This window comes from Rhizobium sp. Root708 (assembly GCF_001429725.1).
Taxonomy (GTDB): domain Bacteria; phylum Pseudomonadota; class Alphaproteobacteria; order Rhizobiales; family Rhizobiaceae; genus Rhizobium.
On the sequence record NZ_LMHV01000042.1, the window covers coordinates 211,883 to 230,964 of the forward strand.

21 protein-coding genes are annotated in these 19,082 nt (G+C 60.0%); 5 read left to right on the forward strand and 16 right to left on the reverse strand.

The annotated features are described in order from the left end of the window. Positions 1–54: 54 nt before the first annotated feature. The 6 genes from ASE04_RS23700 to ASE04_RS23725 form a co-directional block, all read right to left on the reverse strand. Positions 55–468 (reverse strand): BA14K family protein, encoded by a 414-nt coding sequence (locus tag ASE04_RS23700; RefSeq protein ID WP_056823611.1) that lies wholly within the window; start codon positions 466–468, stop codon positions 55–57. Between the two features lie 143 nt (positions 469–611). Next, positions 612–827 carry a cold-shock protein gene (locus tag ASE04_RS23705; protein ID WP_007824341.1) on the reverse strand — a complete coding sequence of 72 codons (216 nt, stop codon included), beginning with the start codon at positions 825–827 and terminating at the stop codon, positions 612–614. Positions 828–1,291: 464 nt separating this feature from the next. Next, on the reverse strand, positions 1,292–2,206 hold the full coding sequence (locus ASE04_RS23710; protein ID WP_056823614.1) for a DMT family transporter: 915 nt from the start codon (positions 2,204–2,206) through the stop codon (positions 1,292–1,294). Between the two features lie 84 nt (positions 2,207–2,290). Next, on the reverse strand, positions 2,291–3,433 hold the full coding sequence (locus ASE04_RS23715; protein ID WP_056823616.1) for a PQQ-dependent sugar dehydrogenase: 1,143 nt from the start codon (positions 3,431–3,433) through the stop codon (positions 2,291–2,293). Positions 3,434–3,490: 57 nt separating this feature from the next. Beyond that, positions 3,491–3,817: a hypothetical protein gene (locus ASE04_RS23720; RefSeq protein WP_056823619.1), complete on the reverse strand. Its 327-nt coding sequence runs from the start codon at positions 3,815–3,817 to the stop codon at positions 3,491–3,493. Further along, positions 3,817–4,221, reverse strand: coding sequence for a hypothetical protein (locus ASE04_RS23725; RefSeq protein ID WP_056823621.1), 405 nt, complete (start codon positions 4,219–4,221; stop codon positions 3,817–3,819). Before ASE04_RS23725 ends, ASE04_RS23720 begins: the two co-directional genes overlap by 1 nt. Positions 4,222–4,596: 375 nt before the next feature. On the opposite strand from ASE04_RS23725, the gene ASE04_RS23730 reads away from it, so the two are divergent. Together ASE04_RS23730 and ASE04_RS23735 are read left to right on the forward strand one after the other, a co-directional pair. Then, positions 4,597–5,799 carry a pyridoxal phosphate-dependent aminotransferase gene (locus ASE04_RS23730; protein WP_056823624.1) on the forward strand — a complete coding sequence of 401 codons (1,203 nt, stop codon included), beginning with the start codon at positions 4,597–4,599 and terminating at the stop codon, positions 5,797–5,799. A 133-nt stretch (positions 5,800–5,932) separates the two neighbouring features. Next, a complete protein-coding gene (locus tag ASE04_RS23735; RefSeq protein WP_056823628.1) occupies positions 5,933–7,087 on the forward strand; it encodes a GGDEF domain-containing protein in 1,155 nt (384 codons plus the stop codon). A gap of 6 nt (positions 7,088–7,093) precedes the next feature. Here ASE04_RS23735 and ASE04_RS23740 read toward each other — a convergent pair whose 3' ends face one another. Beyond that, positions 7,094–8,191 (reverse strand): calcium:proton antiporter, encoded by a 1,098-nt coding sequence (locus tag ASE04_RS23740; protein WP_056823631.1) that lies wholly within the window; start codon positions 8,189–8,191, stop codon positions 7,094–7,096. A gap of 228 nt (positions 8,192–8,419) precedes the next feature. Between ASE04_RS23740 and ASE04_RS23745 the strand changes: the two genes are divergently transcribed. After that, on the forward strand, positions 8,420–8,701 hold the full coding sequence (locus ASE04_RS23745) for a DUF2188 domain-containing protein (RefSeq protein WP_056823634.1): 282 nt from the start codon (positions 8,420–8,422) through the stop codon (positions 8,699–8,701). 7 nt (positions 8,702–8,708) lie between these two features. Here ASE04_RS23745 and ASE04_RS23750 read toward each other — a convergent pair whose 3' ends face one another. Further along, on the reverse strand, positions 8,709–9,638 hold the full coding sequence (locus ASE04_RS23750; RefSeq protein ID WP_056823636.1) for a LysR family transcriptional regulator: 930 nt from the start codon (positions 9,636–9,638) through the stop codon (positions 8,709–8,711). 91 nt (positions 9,639–9,729) lie between these two features. Here ASE04_RS23750 and ASE04_RS23755 point away from each other — a divergent pair, with 91 nt between their 5' ends. After that, entirely contained in the window at positions 9,730–10,725 is a 996-nt protein-coding gene (locus ASE04_RS23755; protein WP_056823640.1) for an SDR family oxidoreductase, read from the forward strand. 5 nt (positions 10,726–10,730) lie between these two features. Here the strand turns inward: ASE04_RS23755 and ASE04_RS23760 are convergent, their stop codons facing one another. The 6 genes from ASE04_RS23760 to trxB all read right to left on the reverse strand — a co-directional run bounded on the left by ASE04_RS23760 (position 10,731) and on the right by trxB (position 16,647). After that, the gene (locus tag ASE04_RS23760) at positions 10,731–11,528 is read right to left on the reverse strand and encodes an aminoglycoside phosphotransferase family protein (RefSeq protein ID WP_056823643.1); all 798 of its coding nucleotides are present in this window, start codon (positions 11,526–11,528) and stop codon (positions 10,731–10,733) included. Positions 11,529–11,604: 76 nt separating this feature from the next. Next, the gene (locus ASE04_RS23765; RefSeq protein WP_056823648.1) at positions 11,605–12,726 is read right to left on the reverse strand and encodes an alkene reductase; all 1,122 of its coding nucleotides are present in this window, start codon (positions 12,724–12,726) and stop codon (positions 11,605–11,607) included. Positions 12,727–12,753: 27 nt separating this feature from the next. Then, the gene (locus ASE04_RS23770; RefSeq protein WP_056823650.1) at positions 12,754–13,920 is read right to left on the reverse strand and encodes an MFS transporter; all 1,167 of its coding nucleotides are present in this window, start codon (positions 13,918–13,920) and stop codon (positions 12,754–12,756) included. Between the two features lies 1 nt (position 13,921). Next, on the reverse strand, positions 13,922–14,215 hold the full coding sequence (locus ASE04_RS23775; protein WP_056823653.1) for an ArsR/SmtB family transcription factor: 294 nt from the start codon (positions 14,213–14,215) through the stop codon (positions 13,922–13,924). Between the two features lie 537 nt (positions 14,216–14,752). Next, entirely contained in the window at positions 14,753–15,649 is an 897-nt protein-coding gene (locus ASE04_RS23780) for a LysR family transcriptional regulator VtlR (RefSeq protein ID WP_056823656.1), read from the reverse strand. A 23-nt stretch (positions 15,650–15,672) separates the two neighbouring features. Further along, the gene (gene trxB, locus ASE04_RS23785; protein ID WP_056823659.1) at positions 15,673–16,647 is read right to left on the reverse strand and encodes a thioredoxin-disulfide reductase; all 975 of its coding nucleotides are present in this window, start codon (positions 16,645–16,647) and stop codon (positions 15,673–15,675) included. A 232-nt stretch (positions 16,648–16,879) separates the two neighbouring features. Between trxB and ASE04_RS23790 the strand changes: the two genes are divergently transcribed. Further along, the gene (locus tag ASE04_RS23790; protein ID WP_056823662.1) at positions 16,880–17,347 is read left to right on the forward strand and encodes an Lrp/AsnC family transcriptional regulator; all 468 of its coding nucleotides are present in this window, start codon (positions 16,880–16,882) and stop codon (positions 17,345–17,347) included. A 20-nt stretch (positions 17,348–17,367) separates the two neighbouring features. Here the strand turns inward: ASE04_RS23790 and ASE04_RS23795 are convergent, their stop codons facing one another. Next, a complete protein-coding gene (locus ASE04_RS23795) occupies positions 17,368–18,453 on the reverse strand; it encodes a glycosyltransferase family 4 protein (protein ID WP_156408877.1) in 1,086 nt (361 codons plus the stop codon). A gap of 6 nt (positions 18,454–18,459) precedes the next feature. Further along, a complete protein-coding gene (gene greA / locus ASE04_RS23800; RefSeq protein ID WP_056823664.1) occupies positions 18,460–18,936 on the reverse strand; it encodes a transcription elongation factor GreA in 477 nt (158 codons plus the stop codon). Positions 18,937–19,082 lie beyond the last annotated feature (146 nt).

Below are 19,082 nucleotides of genomic sequence, written 5' to 3' on the forward strand. Positions count from 1 at the left end.
AACAAAAAGCGCCGCGAAACGCGGCGCTTTGTCAGTTCGGATAGATGCTGGAAATCAGCTGGCTATGCAGAAGTGGCTGCGGCCGTCGTTGCCGATAAACGTGCCGCTGCCCGGATCGAACGTGCGGTAACGATAGGAGCAATAGCGTTCCCACTGCGGCGTCCAAGGTTCGATCTCAGCGCGAACAGGCACCGGACGATAGTAACGCGGAGGAGGGGCGCGGTAGACCGGCGCATCCTCATACTCATAGGGCGGGTCGATATAACGCGGTTCGTCGTAGCGCGGCGCGTTGGCAATTGCCGATCCGACAATCAGGCCAGTCGCAAGGCCGACGGCACCGCCTACCAGCGCATCGTCGTTGTGATGATGGCGATAGCGCCAATCGTCGGCCGAGGCGGTGGCGATCGAGGAAAAGGTGATCGCAGCGGCCGCTGCCGTCAAAAAGAGGATTTTAGCGAGGCTGTTCATCGTGTTCTGTCCTGTTTAGTCCGATCACCGGTATTACGCTGTGATGATGGCAACGTAGGGGCCGGCGTGTGAATACAGGCTGAACAACAAAACCCGGCATTCCTGCCGGGCTTCAACTCGAATTGACAGCTTTGGCTAGAGGTTCAACCTGAGATTTGCAGGTTTACAGCCTTGGGACCCTTGCCGCGGCGATCCGGCTCCGTGTCGAAGCTTACCTTCTGGTTTTCCGTCAGTCCGGCGAGGCCTGAAGCCTGCACGGCAGAAATGTGAACAAAGATGTCGGCGCCGCCCTTGTCCGGCTTAATGAAGCCGAAGCCCTTGTCGGTATTGAAGAATTTTACAGTGCCAGTCTCGGCCATGCCTAAGGTCCTTTTATCTCTGCCCACCATCCACACGGGCAGCATTACAGTTAGCCTCCTCGCGGAGACGTTGGCAGGCAGTTATCGAATTGTGAGAAAAAGGTCCCCTCTATCTCAATCTGGTTCACCACGAGACTTTCGCTCGCTTTGTCGGAACCGACCGACCGGAATATTAGCGTCTCCGGCGCGCACATTTATTAAGGACTTCCCATGCTCGCAAAATGCCCGAACGCAGTCAGAGTGGTGCGATTATTAGAATTTGGCAAGTAAAAGTTTTTTTTACGGCAATGCTTCGCAGCACGCGCAGAGCCGCTTCAAGATGCGTTTTGCGCAAAAAAAAGCTCTCTGGACGTTGCTGTGTACGGTTTTATATCGTCGGCAATATAGTTTCGGGGCAGATTTTCCCAAAAATGCAACGCTAACGCGATCTGGCTCGCGTTAGCATTTTCTTAAATTTTTCGCCTTCAACCCAATTTTGGGCTTGCTGAAAGGCGATTTGTGGCACGTCGGCGCGCCAATTCCGGCACCAGTTCAACCAGAAGCATGGCGGAAAACATCAACGCGCAGCCGACGTACCCGATGGGCCGCATCGTCTCGTTCAGCAGCAGCGCGCCGAGCGATGCGCCGAAGAGGGCTTCCGAGGACAGGAAGATCGCGGCTTGCGACGATGTCGTATAGCGCTGGCCGATAATCTGCAGGGAGAAGGCGATGCCTGATGAGAAGAGGCCGACGTAAAGAATTTCCGGAGCCGCGCCGAAGATGGCGTCCCAGCTGATCGGTTCGTTCACCAGTGCGATGGCGAGGGCGCAGACGCCTGTTATCGCGAATTGCGTGGTGGAAAGGGCAAGAGGACGCTCGGTTTCCGAAACAGCGATACCAGCAAGCGTGATCTGGCACGCCCAGAACATCGCGCACACCACCGTCAGGAGGTCGCCTTTCGACAAAGCGGAGAGTTCTCCGCCCGACAGCAGGTAGATTCCCGTCAACGCCATCAGCGAACCTGGCCAAATGACCCAATGCGGCATGCGGCGGAGAAAGACGACTGCGATGATTGGAACGAAAACGACGTAAAGCCCGGTGATGAAGCTGGAATTCGTTACCGTCGTCGTCTGCAGACCCAGTTGCTGGGTGGCCGCGCCGCCAAACAGGGCAAGGCCGGTAAGAAAATAGAGCTTGAGATGGCGCGGTGTGGTCTTCACCTTAGCCTTGCGGCTCTCCATCAACGCGAAGGGCAAGACCGCCATTGCCGCGATGACAAAGCGCAGGCCGATGAACCAGAACGGGCCGATCGCCTTCATCGCCGTCGATTGCGCAACGAAGCCGCCACCCCAGATCGCTGCCGCAAGCAACAGAAGTAGGTTCGCCTGAATGCGCGTCATGTCATCCTCGAATGGGGGGAAGGGCCGATTGTCGGCGAGCGTTAACAGTTGCCTTTCGTTTGGGCAAGGGCATGCAACGGGCAATCATCCCGCCGGAGCTCGCGAAACGCGCAGCAGTGCGCCATCGTCTTCGTCCGTGACGATCAGCAGCGCGCCATCAGGAGCGACAACGACATCGCGCATGCGGCCGTAAGCGCCGTCAAACATTCTTTCCTCCGCGATGAAGGCACCTTCGGTATCGCGTTGCATCCGCGACAGCAGCTGGAACTTCAGTGCCGCGACAAGGAAATCGCCGTCCCACTCCGGAAACATCTTTCCCCTGTAGATCGCCACGGCGCCGGGCGCGATGGATGGATCCCAATAATAGAGAGGTTGCTCCAGTCCCTGCTTGGAAGTGCCTTCGCCGATCTCGGCTCCCGAGTAGTCGCGACCATAGGTGATGATCGGCCAGCCGTAGTTCTTGCCGGGTTCTATCAGGTTGATTTCATCACCGCCGCGTGCGCCGTGCTCGACCGTATAGAGCTTGCCGTCGGCGCTGTCGAAGGTGATGCCCTGGGGGTTTCGGTGCCCCTTCGACCAGATTTCAGGCAGGGCCTTGCCGCCGTCCTTGAACGGATTGTCGGCGGGGATCGTACCGTCGGCGTTGATGTGGACGATCGCGCCGGCATCGTCCTTCCAGTCCTGGGAGCGATCCCGGTCGCCGCGGTCGCCGATGCTGACGAAGAGGGAGCCGTCCGGAGCAATGGCGATGCGCGAGCCGTACTGGATGTTGCCACCGGTGTAGCGGTTCATCCGGAAGATGGAACTGACGTCTTCAAGTTTCGTGCCGTCCGTCGAGAGCTTGGCTCGGAAAGCCTCGGTGCCTGATCCGCCCTTATTGAGGGTGGCGGCCGTGAAGTAGATTGTCCGGCTGACGTTGAAATCAGGGGCGAGTTCGACGTCAAACAGGCCGCCCTGACCTGCGCCATTGACCTTCGGCACGCCAGATATCGGATCGGAGGCCTTTCCGTTGCGGATGAGGCGCATTCTGCCAGGGCGTTCGGTGACGAGATAGGAACCGTCGGGAAGAACCGCGACGGCCCAGGGGTGGTCAAGGCCGGCAGCTATGGTTTCGACCTGGACGGCGACCTTCTTGGTCTGAACTGTATCGGCTGCAAAGGCGGGGGACGAGAGAATGGCAACTACGGAAAACGCCAATGCGAAGTTAAGTCTCTGAAGTTGCTTCATCGGCGGCCTCGTCCTCATTTTCCTGAACGTGGCGCGGCATCCGGAACGCTTCAACCCCTAAGAGGCGCGCGATAACGGTTTTGTGTTCTCATGGCTCAATCCCGAGACCGAGGGCCACTTCAGGGGGATGTGCGAAAACTCAGAGGCGGTTTTCAAGTAGAGACCGTGGCCGATCAGAAGCAGGCCGTAGACGATGAGCATGGCGATGACGCTTGCGACCGCTTTCTCGATTTTCGTCAGACGTGCGAGCGACCACCGGCCTTTCCGTGCCTGTGCCGGATCGCCCGCATTCGCTGCGGCGGTTGCCATCGCCAACTCGAGATATGTCGGCAGGGGCCCGAACTCGTCCTCGTCGCGAATGCGCGCGTTTTGCTTCGCGATCATCACGCATGGCCTCCGGAGAAGAGTCCATAGAGGCGGCGGCGCCAGACGGCCATTCCGCTGATTGCGGTCAAAGCGAGGAGCAGCGCCGTCAGGCCGTTCAGGATCTGTTGATCGGCAGGCGACTGGGAGGTTGCGGCGGCGGAGGCTGCGAGCAGCCGAGTGTCCGTATGGACTTTCCCGGTCGATGCGATCTTGAGCATGGGATTTGACGCGTGAAGGGCGGTGTTGAAGTCGGCGGTCATGGCCTTCAGTTCAGCCCGTGGCGGTTCACCCGCATAGGCTGCCGTCACCAAGCCGAAAGTCGTGACCAGCGACGCCGTCACGGCGACAACTGCAACCATCAGCGAAATGCAAACCCGTCTTGCGCGGAGGCGGCCAGCGGCCAATTCGTCGTCCAGAAACATGGTATGCCCTCAATAACCAGTGCCCATGCCTAAGGATGCGATTGTGATGGCGGCGCGCTCACGTCCGAATTGCGGCATGCCGCGGTATTTGTTGCGGCCAATTCATGGCAAAGGCCGGTTATCTCGAAACTGTTGATTTTAGGATACAAATTCGGCGCTCTTCAGAAACCGATTCAAGTGCTTCAGACGCTGATTCAACGACGCTCATGCGGGAGTGGAGCGAATCGCGAGTGCTGCGGTGGCCGATCGATCACGAAGAATCATTGGCCCCATCACGCGTTTGGCCTTGAAAAGCCTGCTTACATTGGACATAGACCTTAGCGCAGATTTCTGGCCCCGGCCTTCTGCTAAAATCAACCGTATAGGACCGATATCATGGCCTTTCTTGCCGATGCTCTTTCCCGTGTGAAGCCTTCAGCCACCATCGCCGTTTCCCAGAAAGCGCGCGAGCTGAAAGCGAAAGGGCGCGATGTGATCGGATTGGGCGCCGGAGAGCCGGACTTCGATACGCCTGATAATATCAAGAAGGCCGCCATCGACGCGATCAACCGCGGCGAGACGAAGTACACGCCGGTCTCTGGTATCCCTGAACTGCGCAAGGCGATCGCCGCGAAGTTCAAGCGCGAGAACGGCCTGGAGTACTCCTGGGAGCAGACGATTGTCGGCACCGGTGGCAAGCAGATCCTCTTCAACGCCTTCATGGCGACGCTGAACCCCGGCGATGAGGTCGTTATCCCTGCGCCATACTGGGTGTCCTACCCGGAAATGGTGTCGCTCTGCGGCGGCACGCCCGTCATCGTTTCGGCGACACAGGAAAACAACTTCAAGCTCCAGCCTGCCGATCTCGACAAGGCGATCACGCCGAAGACCAAGTGGTTCATCTTCAACTCGCCGTCCAACCCGTCGGGCGCTGCCTATACGCATGACGAGCTGAAGGCCCTGACCGACGTGCTGGTCAAGCATCCGCACGTCTGGGTGCTGACGGACGACATGTACGAGCACCTGACCTACGGCGACTTCAAGTTCGTCACGCCTGTCGAAGTCGAGCCGAAGCTCTACGATCGCACGCTGACCATGAACGGCGTCTCCAAGGCCTATGCAATGACCGGCTGGCGTATCGGTTATGCAGCCGGCCCGATCCAGCTGATCAAGGCCATGGACATGATCCAGGGCCAGCAGACCTCGGGTGCGACCTCGATTGCTCAGTGGGCTGCCGTCGAGGCACTGAACGGCACGCAGGACTTCATTCCTGAAAACAAGAAGATCTTCGAAGGTCGCCGTGACCTCGTCGTATCGATGCTGAACCAGGCCAAGGGGATTACGTGCCCGTCGCCGGAAGGTGCGTTCTACGTCTATCCGTCCTGCGCTGGCCTGATCGGCAAGACGGCTCCGTCGGGCAAGGTCATCGAGACCGACGAAGACTTCGTTTCGGAACTGCTGGAAACCGAAGGCGTGGCCGTCGTTCATGGCTCGGCGTTTGGCCTTGGCCCGAACTTCCGCATTTCCTACGCGACGTCGGAATCTATGCTCGAGGAAGCCTGCAAGCGCATCCAGCGCTTCTGCGGCGCCTGCAAGTAAGCATCTGATCCTACTCGTTATCGAACAGGAACCCGCCGGAAACGGCGGGTTCTTTTTTGCAGGTTGGCAATTTAATCTTCGCTAATAACTGTCGCCTATCTGTCGCGCGCAATTCCTCTCACTGCGATGGCTCATGAACGTTCATCTCGATCTGGCGACTGTGCTGCTGCTGCACCAATGCTCCTTCCTGGTGGGCGCGCTGTGTTTCGTTTACATGCGTCTGCAGTCGCGCAATGGCGAGGGATTGGGAGCGCTTGCAACGGGGTATCTGTCGCTGGCCTTGGCATCGGCATTTGCCGGATTGGGCGAGCAGCACGTATTGACGGTTCCAGTTTGGGGCCCCGGCAGCATCATCATGGGTGCCATCGGGTATGCGATCTTCTGGATCGGCATTCGCCGGTTGAGCAGCGGCAGGCTGCGGCGTATGGACTGGTGGGTTCTTGTCATTCCGGTTCTTGCTGCGGCTCTCATGTTTGCAACGCAGTTTTATCTCGTCAGCCATGTGCGCAGCAGCGTCAGCAATGCCCTTGCATTCACGTCGCTTGCGGCATCCGCCATTTGCGTGCTGAAGGATCGTTCGCGTGAACGATTGCCGGCACGTATTCTTCTGGCCGTCTCGATTGGGCTCGGGGCGCTTCTGGCCTTTCTTGTGATCCTCGGTCTTCTTGCTTCCGACATTGCGCCGATGCCGCCGATATGGGCGTTCTTTCTGCGCATCATGTGCCAGTTCGGGGTCGCGCTGTTCGTGGTCATTCTTGTCACCGAGCGAACCGAAGCGGAATTGCGGTGCGTGGCCGACACGGACATGCTGACGGGTATCGGCAACCGGCGCTGGTTCATGTCGCGCCTGCCGCGTACCGCGATCGAAAGCAATGTGTTGCTGTTGATGGATCTCGATTTCTTCAAGCAGGTGAACGATCGCTTCGGCCATGATGCCGGTGATGCGGTTCTTGTGTCCTTCGCCCAAGCGATCAGCCGCAATCTGCAGGTGGGTGCGAGCTTCGGTCGGCTGGGTGGCGAGGAATTCGGGCTGTACCTGCCAAGGATTGCCGCAGGCGAAGCGCTTGCCATTGGCGACAGCCTGCGTAACGTCGTGCGCGATCTTACAGTCGAGCATTGCGGTGAACGGATACCGCCGACGGTCAGTATCGGTGTCGCTGCGGTCGCGCAGCAGCAATGCTCGCTGGCCGATCTCTTCAAGATGGCGGATGCAGCACTTTACGCCGCAAAGGATTCCGGCCGCGATCGCGCCGTTCTGTTCGAGGCAAGCATTCGCATCGCCGCGTAGCGATCGTCAGAGGCCGAGGAATGTCAGCATCAGGAACGTGGTGAAGAGAATGAAGTGGGTCATCCCTTCGATCGCATTCGTTTCCCCGTCGTTCAGATTGATTGCCGCTGCAATCAGCGTGATCGTTACCATCACGGTTTGAACCGGCGTCATCGCCATGACGAAGGGCTGACCGGTGTAGAGCGCGATGCCTTCCATGACGGGGACGGTGAGAATGACGGTCGAGAGCGATGCTCCCATCGCGATGTTGACCGTCGCCTGCATGCGATTGCGCAGGGCGGCGCGCAAGGCGGTCAGTATCTCCGGCGCGGCCGAGATCGCGGCGACGACGATCGCGGTGAGGGCGACCGGAGCGCCAAGATCCTTCAAACCCTCGTTCATGAAGCTGGACATGAACTCGGCGAGCAGGCCGATCAGCACTACGCCTATCAGGATCACCACAATGGATCCGGCCGTGGAACCCTCGCCATGGTCGGTATCGGCGCCATCCCCGCGTTTTTCGGGGCGCGGATAGCTGTAGCTGAAAAAGTAACTGTGCTGGCCCACCTGCATGCGCAGGAACAGACCATAAAGCACGATCATCGCGACGATCGTGAAAGCCGAGTAATAGTGCCATTTGTCGTCCGGAACGAATTCCGGAACGATCATCGAAATGCCCATGGCGGTCAGGATCATGACGCCGTAGGTTTTTCCGGAGTTGTCGTTGTACGGTTGCTCGCCGTGCTTCAGGCCGCCGAGCAGGGCGGCGAGCCCGAGAATCCCGTTTATATCCAGCATCAGGGCGGCGTAGATCGTGTCGCGCACCAGGGTTGGCGAGCTTTCCCCGCTCATCATGATCGCGAGGATGATGACTTCGACGGCAACCGCGGACAGCGTGAGGATCATCGTGCCGTAGGGGTCGCCGACCTTGATCGCGAGCAGTTCGGCATGATGCGCCACCCGCATCGAGGCGAGCACGATGGTCGCGACGAGGAAGGTCGCCGCAACAAGCGCCGGCCCGCGCCCCATCGCCATGATGCTGTGCTCCGAGGCGTAGGCCGCGATGCCGACGAGGAGCGCCAGCACAAGATATTTCTCGTCTTTCAGGCGTGACGCGATTGCCAAGGGCGGGCTCCCGTGCTGATTCACAAAACAAGTCTAAGGCAATGATTTTTCATATCAAGTGAGGGCGTTTGGGCCGCGGTTTGCAGTCTCGCCGATTTAATGGAATACTAACGCATCGGTCAGCCGGAAGCATATCGCGGCGCCCTCGTTTTTCTTGCCCAACGGCCCGCGGCGGAACTGGATTAGTCCGGTCGGTTTCGGGTGCGTAAACAAGAAGGAGTGAGATGCATGATCAAGGTGGTCTACGAAGTCGTTCCGCATGACGGAGGCTGGGCCTACCGGCTGGACAATGTCTATTCCGAAGCATTCCCGACACATTCCGAAGCTCTCGAGGCGGCCAGGATTGTCGCTGCCGAGCAGCGGGTCGGCGGCGACTCGTCGGAAATCAGCTGGCAGGACGAGAAGGGCAGATGGCATGAGGAGTATGCCGAGGGTGGCGACCGACCGGAGACCGAAGTGGTCGACGGTAACTGGCGCACGCGTTCGTCGGATGCATCTCCACGTGTTTAAGGCGTGCCTAGGATGGCATATCCGCTCTTTGTGAAGGTCCGGAAGTTTCTCTCCTGACATAGTTCGTCAGGCCGTTCACCAGTGCATCGAAGGTCGCGCGGTATCGCGACGAGGTCCTGATGCCCTCGTGCATGACCACCCAGGTTTCCAGCCGAATTTCGAAGGCATCGGCCAGAACGTGAACGAGGCCGGGGTCTCGACGTCCAAGGCCAGTCTGACAAATTCCGATGCCGAGCCCAGCCCTGATCGCGGCGAGCTGCGCAAGCGGGCTATCCGTCTTGAAGCCGAAGGCGATGTTGTCAGGTATCGGAAAGCGCGCCAGCATCGCCCTGATATAGGCGGTCTGCCTGTCGTAGCCGATGATCCGGTGCCCGGCGAGATCCTCCATCGCCTGCGGCGTGCCGTTCCGCTGCAGATATTGTCGATGCGCATGGAAGCCGAGCGGGATGTTTCCGATGCGCTTTGCGATGAGTGCGCCTTGCGTCGGCTCCGTCATCCGTACCGCGATGTCCGCCTCCCTGTGCAGCAGGTCCTCGACATCGTCGGACGCCGAGATTTCAATCCGCAGGGCAGGGTGTTCTTCCATCAACGGTGCAAGGATGGATGGCAGCACCTCAACGGCGATGACTTCGCTGGCGCTGATGCGGACGGTGCCGGAAATTCGATCGCGTTCGCCCGTCGCGGTCCGCATGAGTGCTGCGGCCGTCGAGGCGAGGGTTTCCGCGTAGGGCTGCAGGTCCCGGGCCGCGTCCGTCGGCAGCAGGCCGTTCGGCGAGCGGATGAATAGTTGCGCACCGATCGTTTCTTCGAGGGCGTCGATGTGGCGTCCGACCGTCGGCTGCGTCAAGCCGATCTCCCGTGCGGCCGCCGAGAGCGAACCGTGACGCAGTACGGCCAGGAGCGTTCGATAGTAGTCCCAATTCGGCTCTTGAGTCATAAAAATATGTATATCTGTGATATTAATTTAGTCAATTTTGTTTATCAGCATGGTGCTGCACAGTCTCCCTATCGAAACGATGGAGGCTCTCATGGGCATGGAAAGCAAGCGGATCGCACTGGTGCTGGGTGCAACGGGAGGTATTGGCGGCGCGGTCGCGCAGGTGCTGGCGTCAAGGGGATGGCATGTCAGGGCATTGAGCCGGAATACGAATGCCGGCCGCGGCGACAAGTCGTTTGAATGGCTGCGTGGCGACGCAATGCGCGCAGCGGACATCCTGGCGGCCGCAGAGGGAGCCGATATCATCGTTCACGCCGTCAACCCGCCGGGCTACCGCGATTGGGAGACGCTCGTTCTGCCCATGCTCGACAACACGATCGCGGCGGCAAAGGCCGTTTCCGCATCCATCGTCTTGCCCGGTACGATCTACAACTTCGGGCCGGATGCATTTCCGCTCCTTCGCGAGGAGAGCCCGCAGCATCCGGTGACGAAGAAGGGGGCAATCCGCGTCGAAATGGAGAAGCGGCTGGCTGCGGCGTCGCGCGATGGCGTCGGCGTCATCATCGTGCGTGCCGGGGATTATTTTGGTCCTGGTGCGGGGAACAACTGGTTTGCCCAGGGGATGATCAAGCAGGGTCAACCCGTCAAGACGATCTGGAACCCGGCGGCGCGTGGCGTCGGCCACCAATGGGCTTACCTTCCTGATGTCGCCGAGACGATGGCCCGGCTGGTGGAGATGCGTGAGGAACTGCCGGCCTTTGCCGTCTACCATATGGACGGCCTTTGGGATGCCGACGGTCGTCAGATGGCCGAGGCGATCCGACGCGTTGTGGGCCGCCGCGTGAAGATCCGTTCGTTTCCATGGTGGCTCATGCCGCTCGCGGCGCCCTTCAACAGGTTCATGCGGGAGGTGCTGGAAATGCGCTATCTCTGGCGCGAGCCTCTGCGCATGACGAACGCACGCCTGGTCGCCACACTCGGAAGCGAGCCGCATACATCGCTCGATCAGGCCGTGCTCGTGTCCCTGACATCGCTTGGCTGTCTCGGTCAGGCACAACAGCGGTCGTTGTCCGCGAAGCCGGCCTGACGGCGTCAGCTCAGTTCGGCAACGGCGATACGGGCGACGGCAAGGGGCGCTTCCGCCGAGAGCGTTGCGCCGTCTCCGAGAAACCAGGCCGCCGAAAGCCCGGAATAGGCTGCGATCCATTGCAGAAGGCGTCGGGGGTCGAGATCTGCCGCTGCCGATACGATGCCAAGCTGTCGGCGCAGCCTGCTTTTGTCGGCGAGGGTGGCGAGATCGTGATTGGCGAAGATGTTCGCATAGTCGTAACCGCGTTCTCCAAGGAGAGCCTTGGGGTCGATTGCCCGCCAGCCGTGGGCGCCGAAATCCAGGATGTTCGAATGATGGATATCGCCATGGAGAACGGTCCGGTCGCGAGGATCGGACAGTAGGGCTGCGGCGATCCTGTCGCAATCGGAGAGTATGCCGTCATGGGTTTGCGCTGCCGGGGGGAGCGCTCGAAACCATTCGTGAAGTTCGATCAGCGGCGGGTGACGTTTGCTGCGTGGTGCGTGAAGCTTTGCGACCGTGGCGCAGATGATGCGGCTTGCTTCGTCGTCCTCGCCGTTCATCGCCATGGTCAGAAGCGACCTGGTTCCCAGAGCTCTTTCCAGCAACACGGCTTCGTCGCTACAGGCAAAGACCGTTGCCGCGCCGTCGCCATCCCACCATTTCATGAGCGCACCGCCTGCCATCTCGGAGGCGTCGTGTGCGATCTTCAGGATTGCCGGCTCGTCCCGCCAGAGGACGGGAAGGAGATTGCTGGAATGGGTGATGATGGGGGAGCCGTCCGGTACGAGCTGCCAGCGGTCTAGATAAGGTTGAAACATGGGCCGATCCTAACGGCCTTACTGGAAAAAGAAATCCCGCCAGGTGGCGGGATTTCCGGCATTCAACCGAGAAGGCTCAGGCTGCCTTTTCGAGCGCAGGATAATCGACGTAGCCGGTCGATCCGCCGCCATAGAGCGTTGCCTGATCGAGCCCGGCGAGGGGCGCATTGTCCTTCAGGCGCTGCACGAGATCGGGGTTGGAGATAAACGGCTTGCCGAAGGCCACGAGATCGGCCTCGCCGTTTTTGACGACGTCGATCGCCATCTGACGATCGTAACCGTTGTTGACCATCCAGCTCGCCTTGCCGCCGGCCTTTTCGTAGGCCGTGCGCAGCGCCTTGTAGTCGAAGGGCTTTTCACCCTGCTGGTAGTTGCGATCACCGCCCGTCGCGCCTTCGATGATGTGGATGTAGGACAGATCGTACTTTGCCAGGCCTTCGACGACATAGGTGAAGATCGGCTGAGGATCGGTGTCCGACGAATCGTTGGCGGGGGTGACCGGCGAAATGCGGATACCGGTGCGGCGTGCGCCGATTTCCTCGGTGATGGCGTCGACGACCTGGAACAGGAAGCGGGCACGGTTTTCGATCGAGCCGCCGTACTGATCGGTGCGATCGTTGATGCCGCTGCGCAGGAACTGGTCGATCAGATAGCCGTTCGCCGCGTGGATCTCGACGCCGTCGAAGCCAGCTTCGATCGCTGCGCGGGCTGCCTTGCGGTAGTCCTCGACGATGCCCGCGATTTCGGCGGTCTCAAGCGCCCGAGGCTCCGACGTCGGTGCAAATGCGCCGCTGCCGTCGGCGTTGACCAGGTAGGTCTTGGACTTGGCGACCTGGTTGGTCGAGGAGACCGGCTTCCCGCCATTCGGCTGCAGCGTGTCGTGGGAAATACGACCCACATGCCACATCTGAACGACGATCTTGCCGCCTTGCTCGTGCACGGCATCCGTCACGCGCTTCCAGCCGGCAATGGCTTCCTTGGAGTAGAGACCGGGGACATCGGCATAGCCCTGACCCTGATGGGTGATCGCGGTGGCCTCGGTGATGATGAGGCCGGCGGTCGCACGCTGGCGATAGTATTCGACATTGAGGTCGTTCGGAACGGCTCCGGGCGAACGATTGCGCGTCAGCGGGGCCATGACGATGTGGTTCTTGAGCGTCAGGTCGCCAACCTGCGTCGGTTCAAAAAGCTTGCTCATGGGAGTCCTTTCTCTGAGTTTAGGAGGTCATTCGGCCAGAGCAGGGTCTGGCTGTTCTTTGGTGGAAAGATAGGTGAGGGCGGTTGCGCCGAGTCCGAGCACGGCCATCAGTGCGGCGGCGAGCGGAACGCGGGTCATCTCGAAACCTGAATCGATGACCATTCCGCCTGCCCAGGCGCCTAAGGCGTTGCCTGTGTTGAAGGCGCCGATGTTGATCGTCGAAACGAGGTTGGGGGCATTCTTTCCAAAGCGCACGACGCCGACCTGCAGCGCGGGCACAGCGGCGAAACTGGCCATTGCCCACAGGAACAACGTGATCTCGGCCGGGATCAGCGAACGCATGGTGATGCTGAAGGCGACCGACGTCAGCGCTATCAGGCCGAACATGACCGCCAGCGTCGGGCCAAGCTTCCAGTCGGCGAGCTTGCCGCCGACCAGATTGCCGATCGTCAGGCCGAGGCCGATCAGGAAGAGTGTCCAGGTGACGCCGTCAGGCGTCAGGCCGGTCACGTCGCGCAGGAGCGGTGCGATATAGGTGAAGAGAGCGAACATCGATGCGGCGAAGAACACCGTCGTCGACAGGGCGAGCCAGAGGCGCGCATTTCGCAGGGCAGCGATTTCGCGGCGCAGGCTTCCCTGCTGTTCCTGGCTGTCCTTCGGGAGCACCGCGATCAGGCCGGCAATGGTGACGATGCCGATAACGGTGACGATCGCGAAGGTTGAGCGCCAGCCATAGGCCTGGCCGATGGCGGTTCCGAGCGGCACGCCAAGAACGTTGGCGAGCGTCAGGCCGGTGAACATCAGCGCGACGGCGCTGGCCTTGCGGTCAGGCGTCACAAGATTTGCCGCGACCACCGAGCCAATTCCGAAGAAGGCGCCGTGGCAAAGGGCAGTCACGATGCGGGCGACCATCAGCACCCAGTAGTTCGGAGAGATCGCGCAGAGAAGATTGCCGATGATGAAGAAGCCCATCAGGCTGATCAGCGCCGTACGGCGCTTCAGGCGCGAGGTCGATACCGCCATGATCGGGGCGCCGATGGCGACCGCGAGCGCGTAGCCCGTCACCAGCCAGCCGGCCTGCGGAATGGAAACGGCAAGATCGGATGCGACCTCCGGCAGGAGGCCCATGATGACGAACTCGGTGGTGCCGATCGCAAATGAGCTCAGGGCGAGAACGAGAAGAGCAAGAGGCATCTCAGAGATCCTGCGAGAGCTGCTTCAAAAAGGCGGCGATGGTCTCTTCGTTGCGTTTGTAGAAGATCCATTGTCCGACACGGCGGGTGGTTACGAGATCTGCCCGGCTGAGTGTGCCGAGATGGGCGGATACGGTCGACTGGGACAGGCCGCAGCGCTCAAACTGGCTGGCGCAGATGCCCATCTCCAATGGATGTTCCTGCGAGCTGAAATGCTCCTCCGGCTTCTTCAGCCAATTCAGGATCTCCATCCGTGTCGGATGCGAGAGAGCCTTGAGGACCTCGTCCTTATCCATCGTCGTTTCCCGAACTATAAATCGATGAAAGGCGATATATGGATTGGTGGAATTCGATTCAAGGTCAGCAATCGGCGCAACGGTCGATTTTTACGTGGTTAAATTCTAAGCAAAAAAAGAGGGCCGCCGAATGAACGGGGCCCTTTAAGGTGTGAAGGTCAATAAACCTCCAGAGGGGAACAGCTAACGCGGTGGCACTGGGAGAGAAACCACCATGTGCATCAGCTGAGGGGGATATGATGCTTTGACAGGCAGAATTCAATGCCTGTTTGCGCATGCCTGCTATGCATTGCAGCATTTTTTGCTGCGATGCGGAAAAATAGGGCAAAAAAAGAGGGCCGCCGAAAAGCCGGGGCCCTTGTAGGTGTGAAGGTCAAAACCTCCAGAGGGGAACAGCTAATGCGGTGGAACTGGGAGGAAAAGCCACCGTGTGCACTAGCTGAGTGCGATATGGTGCTTTAATGGGCAAACGGCAATCCCGTTTTGTGCATGCCAGTCATGCGCAAAATGCACGGCTTGCATTTCCGGAGATCGCAACTAGAAGTTCCAGTTGCGCGCCTTGCTGACGATGAAGTCGCGGAAGGCCTTGAGCTTGGCCGCGTTCTTCATTTCATCGGGGTAGCAGAAGTAGGTGTCGAACGACGGAACATCGGCGTTTATGGGCAACTGAATCAGCCCCGGGTCGCGGCCGACGATGTAGTCAGGCATGCAGGCGATGCCCATGCCGAGCAGGCAGGCGCGCTTGATCGAGGTCTGGCTGTTGATCTGCAGGTGCGGAATGCGCTTGTTGTCGGACGAGCGTCCCGCGACCTCCAGCCAGTTGACGTCGAGCAGATAGTTCGGTGCCGGCTCGCCGAAAGTGATGATGCGGTGGTTGTCGAGATCCTCGACCGTCTGCGGTTCCCCGTGCCTGTTTATGTAGGAGGGGGCCGCATAGACGTGCATGTGCACGGTGAACAGCTTGCGCTGGATCAGATCCGATTGCACCGGCTGGCGAAGCCGGATCGCGCAATCGGCGTAGCGCATATTCACGTCCACTTCCTCGTTGTCGAGGATCAGCTGGATCTGGACGTCAGGGTAGAGCTGCATGAACTCCTGGATTTTGTCGGTCAGCCAGCCCTGGCCAAGACCGACCGTCGTCGTCACGCGCAGCTTTCCGGTCGGCGTTTCCGTCGTCTCGGTGAGTTGCATCTTCACCGTTTCGAGCTTCAGGAGAACGTCGTGCGCGGTGCGATAGAGCAGCTCGCCCTGTTCCGTCAGGATCAGGCCGCGGGCATGGCGGTGGAACAGCTTGGTACCGACGTCCTGCTCGAGAGCGCTGACCTGGCGGCTGATGGCGGATTGAGACAGATGCAGCTTATCGGCCGCATGCGTGAACGAGCCCGCTTCGGCAGCTGCGTGAAAAATACGCAGCTTGTCCCAATCCAATGGCATTCCCCCACCCCTCATGGCCGATCCTACTCCGCGGCAACGGCGACGGGCATATGGCCCGTCAGATAACGTTCGGCTTCCAGGGCGGCCATGCATCCCAGGCCGGCCGCCGTGATCGCCTGACGGAACGTATCGTCCGTCACGTCACCAGCGGCATAGACCCCCTCCAGGCTGGTCGCGGTCGAGTCCGGCGCGGTCCAGAGATAGCCGTTATCCTTGAGCTTCAGCTTGCCCTTGAAAAGTTCGGTGGCAGGCGCGTGGCCGATCGCAACGAAGACGCCGTCGACGGCAATTTCGGTGACGGCACCGGTACGGGTGTCGCGCAGGCGCGCGCCACTGACGGACGGCGGCATCGGCGGCTTGGCCGGCGCACCGGTGATTTCCGCAACTTCCGTGTTCCACAGCACCTTGACGTTTTCCTTGGAGAACAGACGCTCCTGCAGGATCTTCTCGGAGCGGAAGCTGTCGCGGCGGTGCACGACGGTCACGGACTTCGCGATATTGGAAAGGTAGAGTGCTTCCTCGACAGCGCTATTGCCGCCGCCGACGACGATCACGTGCTTGTTGCGATAGAAGAAGCCATCGCAGGTGGCGCAAGCCGAAACGCCGAAGCCCTGGAAATGCTGCTCGCTTTCGATGCCAAGCCACTTGGCCTTGGCGCCGGTCGCGATGATCAGCGTATCAGCCGTCCAAATCTGTCCGCTGTCGGTATGGGCAACGAAGGGACGCTGGTTCATGTCCACTTCCGTCACGATGTCGTTGACGATCTCGGCGCCGACATGCTTTGCCTGCTGCAGCATCTGATCCATCAGCCAAGGACCCTGAATCGGATCGGCGAAGCCCGGATAGTTCTCCACGTCGGTGGTGATCATCAGCTGTCCGCCTTGCTCCAGACCGGCGATCAGTACGGGCTTCAGCATTGCGCGAGCCGCATAGACGGCTGCCGTATAACCGGCAGGCCCGGAGCCGATGATGAGCACCTTTGTGTGGCGGGCGGACATAGATATTTCCTTTCAACTGTCAGGAGGCGGCGGCTAAAAGGCGAATGCGGCCGTTTCGCGATCCATTCGCCATTTATGAACGTCCAATGCTTTTATTCAAGGGCAGCCTTGCGTTACCAACAAGGCATTCCGGTGGGGGTGTGCAAGATTCCGTCATGCAGGCGAAACATTCTTGCGTATTGCGTTGCTTTATATAGAAGCTGCCCAGAGCAAATTAAAGAAAGGCACTCGCTTGGTCCGCGCTGAACTCGACGCCATCGACATCAAGATACTGCGAGAACTGCAGGCTGACGGTCGCATGACCAATGTCGAACTGGCCGACAGGGTCGGTATCTCAGCGCCGCCGTGCCTGCGTCGCGTTCGCAAGCTCGAGGAATCGGGGATAATCGAAGGCTATCACGCCATGCTGAACAGCCCGAAGCTCGGCTTCGATCTGGTGGCGTTCTGCATGGTCGGCCTCAAGCACCAGTCAGAAGCCAATCTCAAGGCCTTCGCTGCCGCCACCGCCGAATGGTCGCTGGTTCGCCAGGCCTGGATGGTGTCCGGCGATAGCGACTTCCTGCTCCATTGTGTCGCCGAGAACCTGACGCGGTTCCAGGATTTCGTCATCGAAGTGCTGACGGCCAATGAGCACGTCGACACGGTTCGCACCATGCTGACGATCCGTCAGGTCAAGCGGTTGGGTCTGGTCGAGGTCTGACGACCATCGCCTGACAATGATCAGGCGGCAGAGAATAGCCGGTTGTAGACCGCGCCGAGCTTCTGCGCTTCGCCATCGATGCTGAACGACTGAAGCGCATGCGCACGCGCATGTTCCGCTGCGGTATCGCGTCGTGCCGTATCGTCCATCAACTGAGCGGCTGCATCGACCATGGCGTCGATACTGTCGCGCGCGATGATGATGCCGGTTTCGCCGGGGCCGGTGACCAGCAGTTCCGGAAAGGCGCCGACATCGGTCGCGACGACAGGGACGGCCGTCGACATGGCTTCCAGCGGCGTCAGGCCAAAGCCTTCCCAGCGCTGTGGCGCGACGAAAAGATCCAGCGTCTTGTACCACTCGTCGATATTGGTGTGCTCTCCGACGAAGAGGATGCGATCGGAGAGGCCGGCCGCAGCGACGCGCTGTTTCAGATCGTTCTCGAAGGCGAGGTGTTGCGGCGTTGCCCGCCCAGCCACGATCGCGTTCCAATCCGGGCGGTCGGGAAGCAGGCGGATCATGCTGTCGACGAAGAGATCGGTGCCCTTCTGGTGTCGAACGCGACCGAAGCAGCCGACCGTCTTGCTGGTTTCGTCGATCCCGCAGGCGCGCTTGGCGGCCGCCTTGTCGCCTGCCGGCGCAAAGCGATGCGTGTCGATCCCATGAAGCACGACGTTGCTCGGAACCTCGAGATAGCCGGCGGTCTTGCCGCTGGTCGCGATCACCGCGTCCATTCGGGAGATCAGCCACTTTGTCCAGCCGCTATGCTTGCGCTGCGAAGCCGAGGTGAAAACGATCTTGAGCGGCATTCTGAGCAGGTCGCGCAGGACGATGGCCGGCAACATTTCGATGTTGCGGCGCGCGTGCCAGATACGAAAAGGCTTTCCTTCAGGCGCTCGCCAGAGGCGCGTCAGATCGGAAAAGCGGATATGCGGCAAGCGGCCGGGCAGGCCGGGCCCCAGGGCGGCAACCTTCTGTCCGAGGTTGCGCTGAATGGGGACCAGCTGAATGATGGTGGAGGTAACGCCCGACAGGCGCTTCTTGAAGTTCGGCGCTATGACCTCAACGTCCTTGACGTCGACGATTGCGGTTTGGCCGCGGTCCGCCACTGTCCGTCAGCCCCAGCTGATGGACAGCACTTCGTAGGCCTTGGCGCCGCCAGGCGCATTCACTTCGATGGAATCTCCGACTTCCTTGCCGATCAGCGCGCGGGCGATCGGGGAGGAGATCGAGATGCGGCCCTGCTTCACGTCGGCTTCCTGATCGCCGACGATCTGGTAGGTCTTTTCTTCCTCGGTATCCTCGTCGACGAGCTTTACCTTGGCGCCGAACTTGATCGTGCTGCCGGACATTTTCGAGAGGTCGATGACTTCGGCGCGAGCCGTCAGATCTTCCAGTTCGGCGACCCGGCCTTCGTTGTGGCTCTGCGCTTCCTTGGCGGCATGGTATTCGGCGTTTTCGGAAAGGTCACCGTGGGCACGAGCTTCGGCGATCGCCTCGATGATTCTTGGGCGCTCTTCCTGCTGACGCCAGCGCAGTTCTTCCTGCAGCTTGACGAAACCACCCTGCGTCATCGGTACCTTATCAACCATTTTTCTGTCCTTCACTCCCCGCATCCGCTTAGCCGCAGACACAAACGAAAACCGGTCCCGAAGAGAAAACTTCGGAACCGTGCAACAATTCTGATTAGCTGACTTATAGCAGATCGCCCTCGCGGATTTCCATAAAATTCGTATCG

What these genes read in the sequence shown, in the direction of transcription:
- ASE04_RS23700 (WP_056823611.1), bottom strand. Translation starts at nt 468, where the DNA reads ATGAACAGCCTCGCTAAAATCCTCTTTTTGACGGCAGCGGCCGCTGCG.
- ASE04_RS23705 (WP_007824341.1), bottom strand. Translation starts at nt 827, where the DNA reads ATGGCCGAGACTGGCACTGTAAAATTCTTCAATACCGACAAGGGCTTC.
- ASE04_RS23710 (WP_056823614.1), bottom strand. Translation starts at nt 2,206, where the DNA reads ATGACGCGCATTCAGGCGAACCTACTTCTGTTGCTTGCGGCAGCGATC.
- ASE04_RS23715 (WP_056823616.1), bottom strand. Translation starts at nt 3,433, where the DNA reads ATGAAGCAACTTCAGAGACTTAACTTCGCATTGGCGTTTTCCGTAGTT.
- ASE04_RS23720 (WP_056823619.1), bottom strand. Translation starts at nt 3,817, where the DNA reads ATGATCGCGAAGCAAAACGCGCGCATTCGCGACGAGGACGAGTTCGGG.
- ASE04_RS23725 (WP_056823621.1), bottom strand. Translation starts at nt 4,221, where the DNA reads ATGTTTCTGGACGACGAATTGGCCGCTGGCCGCCTCCGCGCAAGACGG.
- ASE04_RS23730 (WP_056823624.1), top strand. Translation starts at nt 4,597, where the DNA reads ATGGCCTTTCTTGCCGATGCTCTTTCCCGTGTGAAGCCTTCAGCCACC.
- ASE04_RS23735 (WP_056823628.1), top strand. Translation starts at nt 5,933, where the DNA reads ATGAACGTTCATCTCGATCTGGCGACTGTGCTGCTGCTGCACCAATGC.
- ASE04_RS23745 (WP_056823634.1), top strand. Translation starts at nt 8,420, where the DNA reads ATGATCAAGGTGGTCTACGAAGTCGTTCCGCATGACGGAGGCTGGGCC.
- ASE04_RS23750 (WP_056823636.1), bottom strand. Translation starts at nt 9,638, where the DNA reads ATGACTCAAGAGCCGAATTGGGACTACTATCGAACGCTCCTGGCCGTA.
- ASE04_RS23755 (WP_056823640.1), top strand. Translation starts at nt 9,730, where the DNA reads ATGGGCATGGAAAGCAAGCGGATCGCACTGGTGCTGGGTGCAACGGGA.
- ASE04_RS23760 (WP_056823643.1), bottom strand. Translation starts at nt 11,528, where the DNA reads ATGTTTCAACCTTATCTAGACCGCTGGCAGCTCGTACCGGACGGCTCC.
- ASE04_RS23765 (WP_056823648.1), bottom strand. Translation starts at nt 12,726, where the DNA reads ATGAGCAAGCTTTTTGAACCGACGCAGGTTGGCGACCTGACGCTCAAG.
- ASE04_RS23770 (WP_056823650.1), bottom strand. Translation starts at nt 13,920, where the DNA reads ATGCCTCTTGCTCTTCTCGTTCTCGCCCTGAGCTCATTTGCGATCGGC.
- ASE04_RS23775 (WP_056823653.1), bottom strand. Translation starts at nt 14,215, where the DNA reads ATGGATAAGGACGAGGTCCTCAAGGCTCTCTCGCATCCGACACGGATG.
- ASE04_RS23780 (WP_056823656.1), bottom strand. Translation starts at nt 15,649, where the DNA reads ATGCCATTGGATTGGGACAAGCTGCGTATTTTTCACGCAGCTGCCGAA.
- trxB (WP_056823659.1), bottom strand. Translation starts at nt 16,647, where the DNA reads ATGTCCGCCCGCCACACAAAGGTGCTCATCATCGGCTCCGGGCCTGCC.
- greA (WP_056823664.1), bottom strand. Translation starts at nt 18,936, where the DNA reads ATGGTTGATAAGGTACCGATGACGCAGGGTGGTTTCGTCAAGCTGCAG.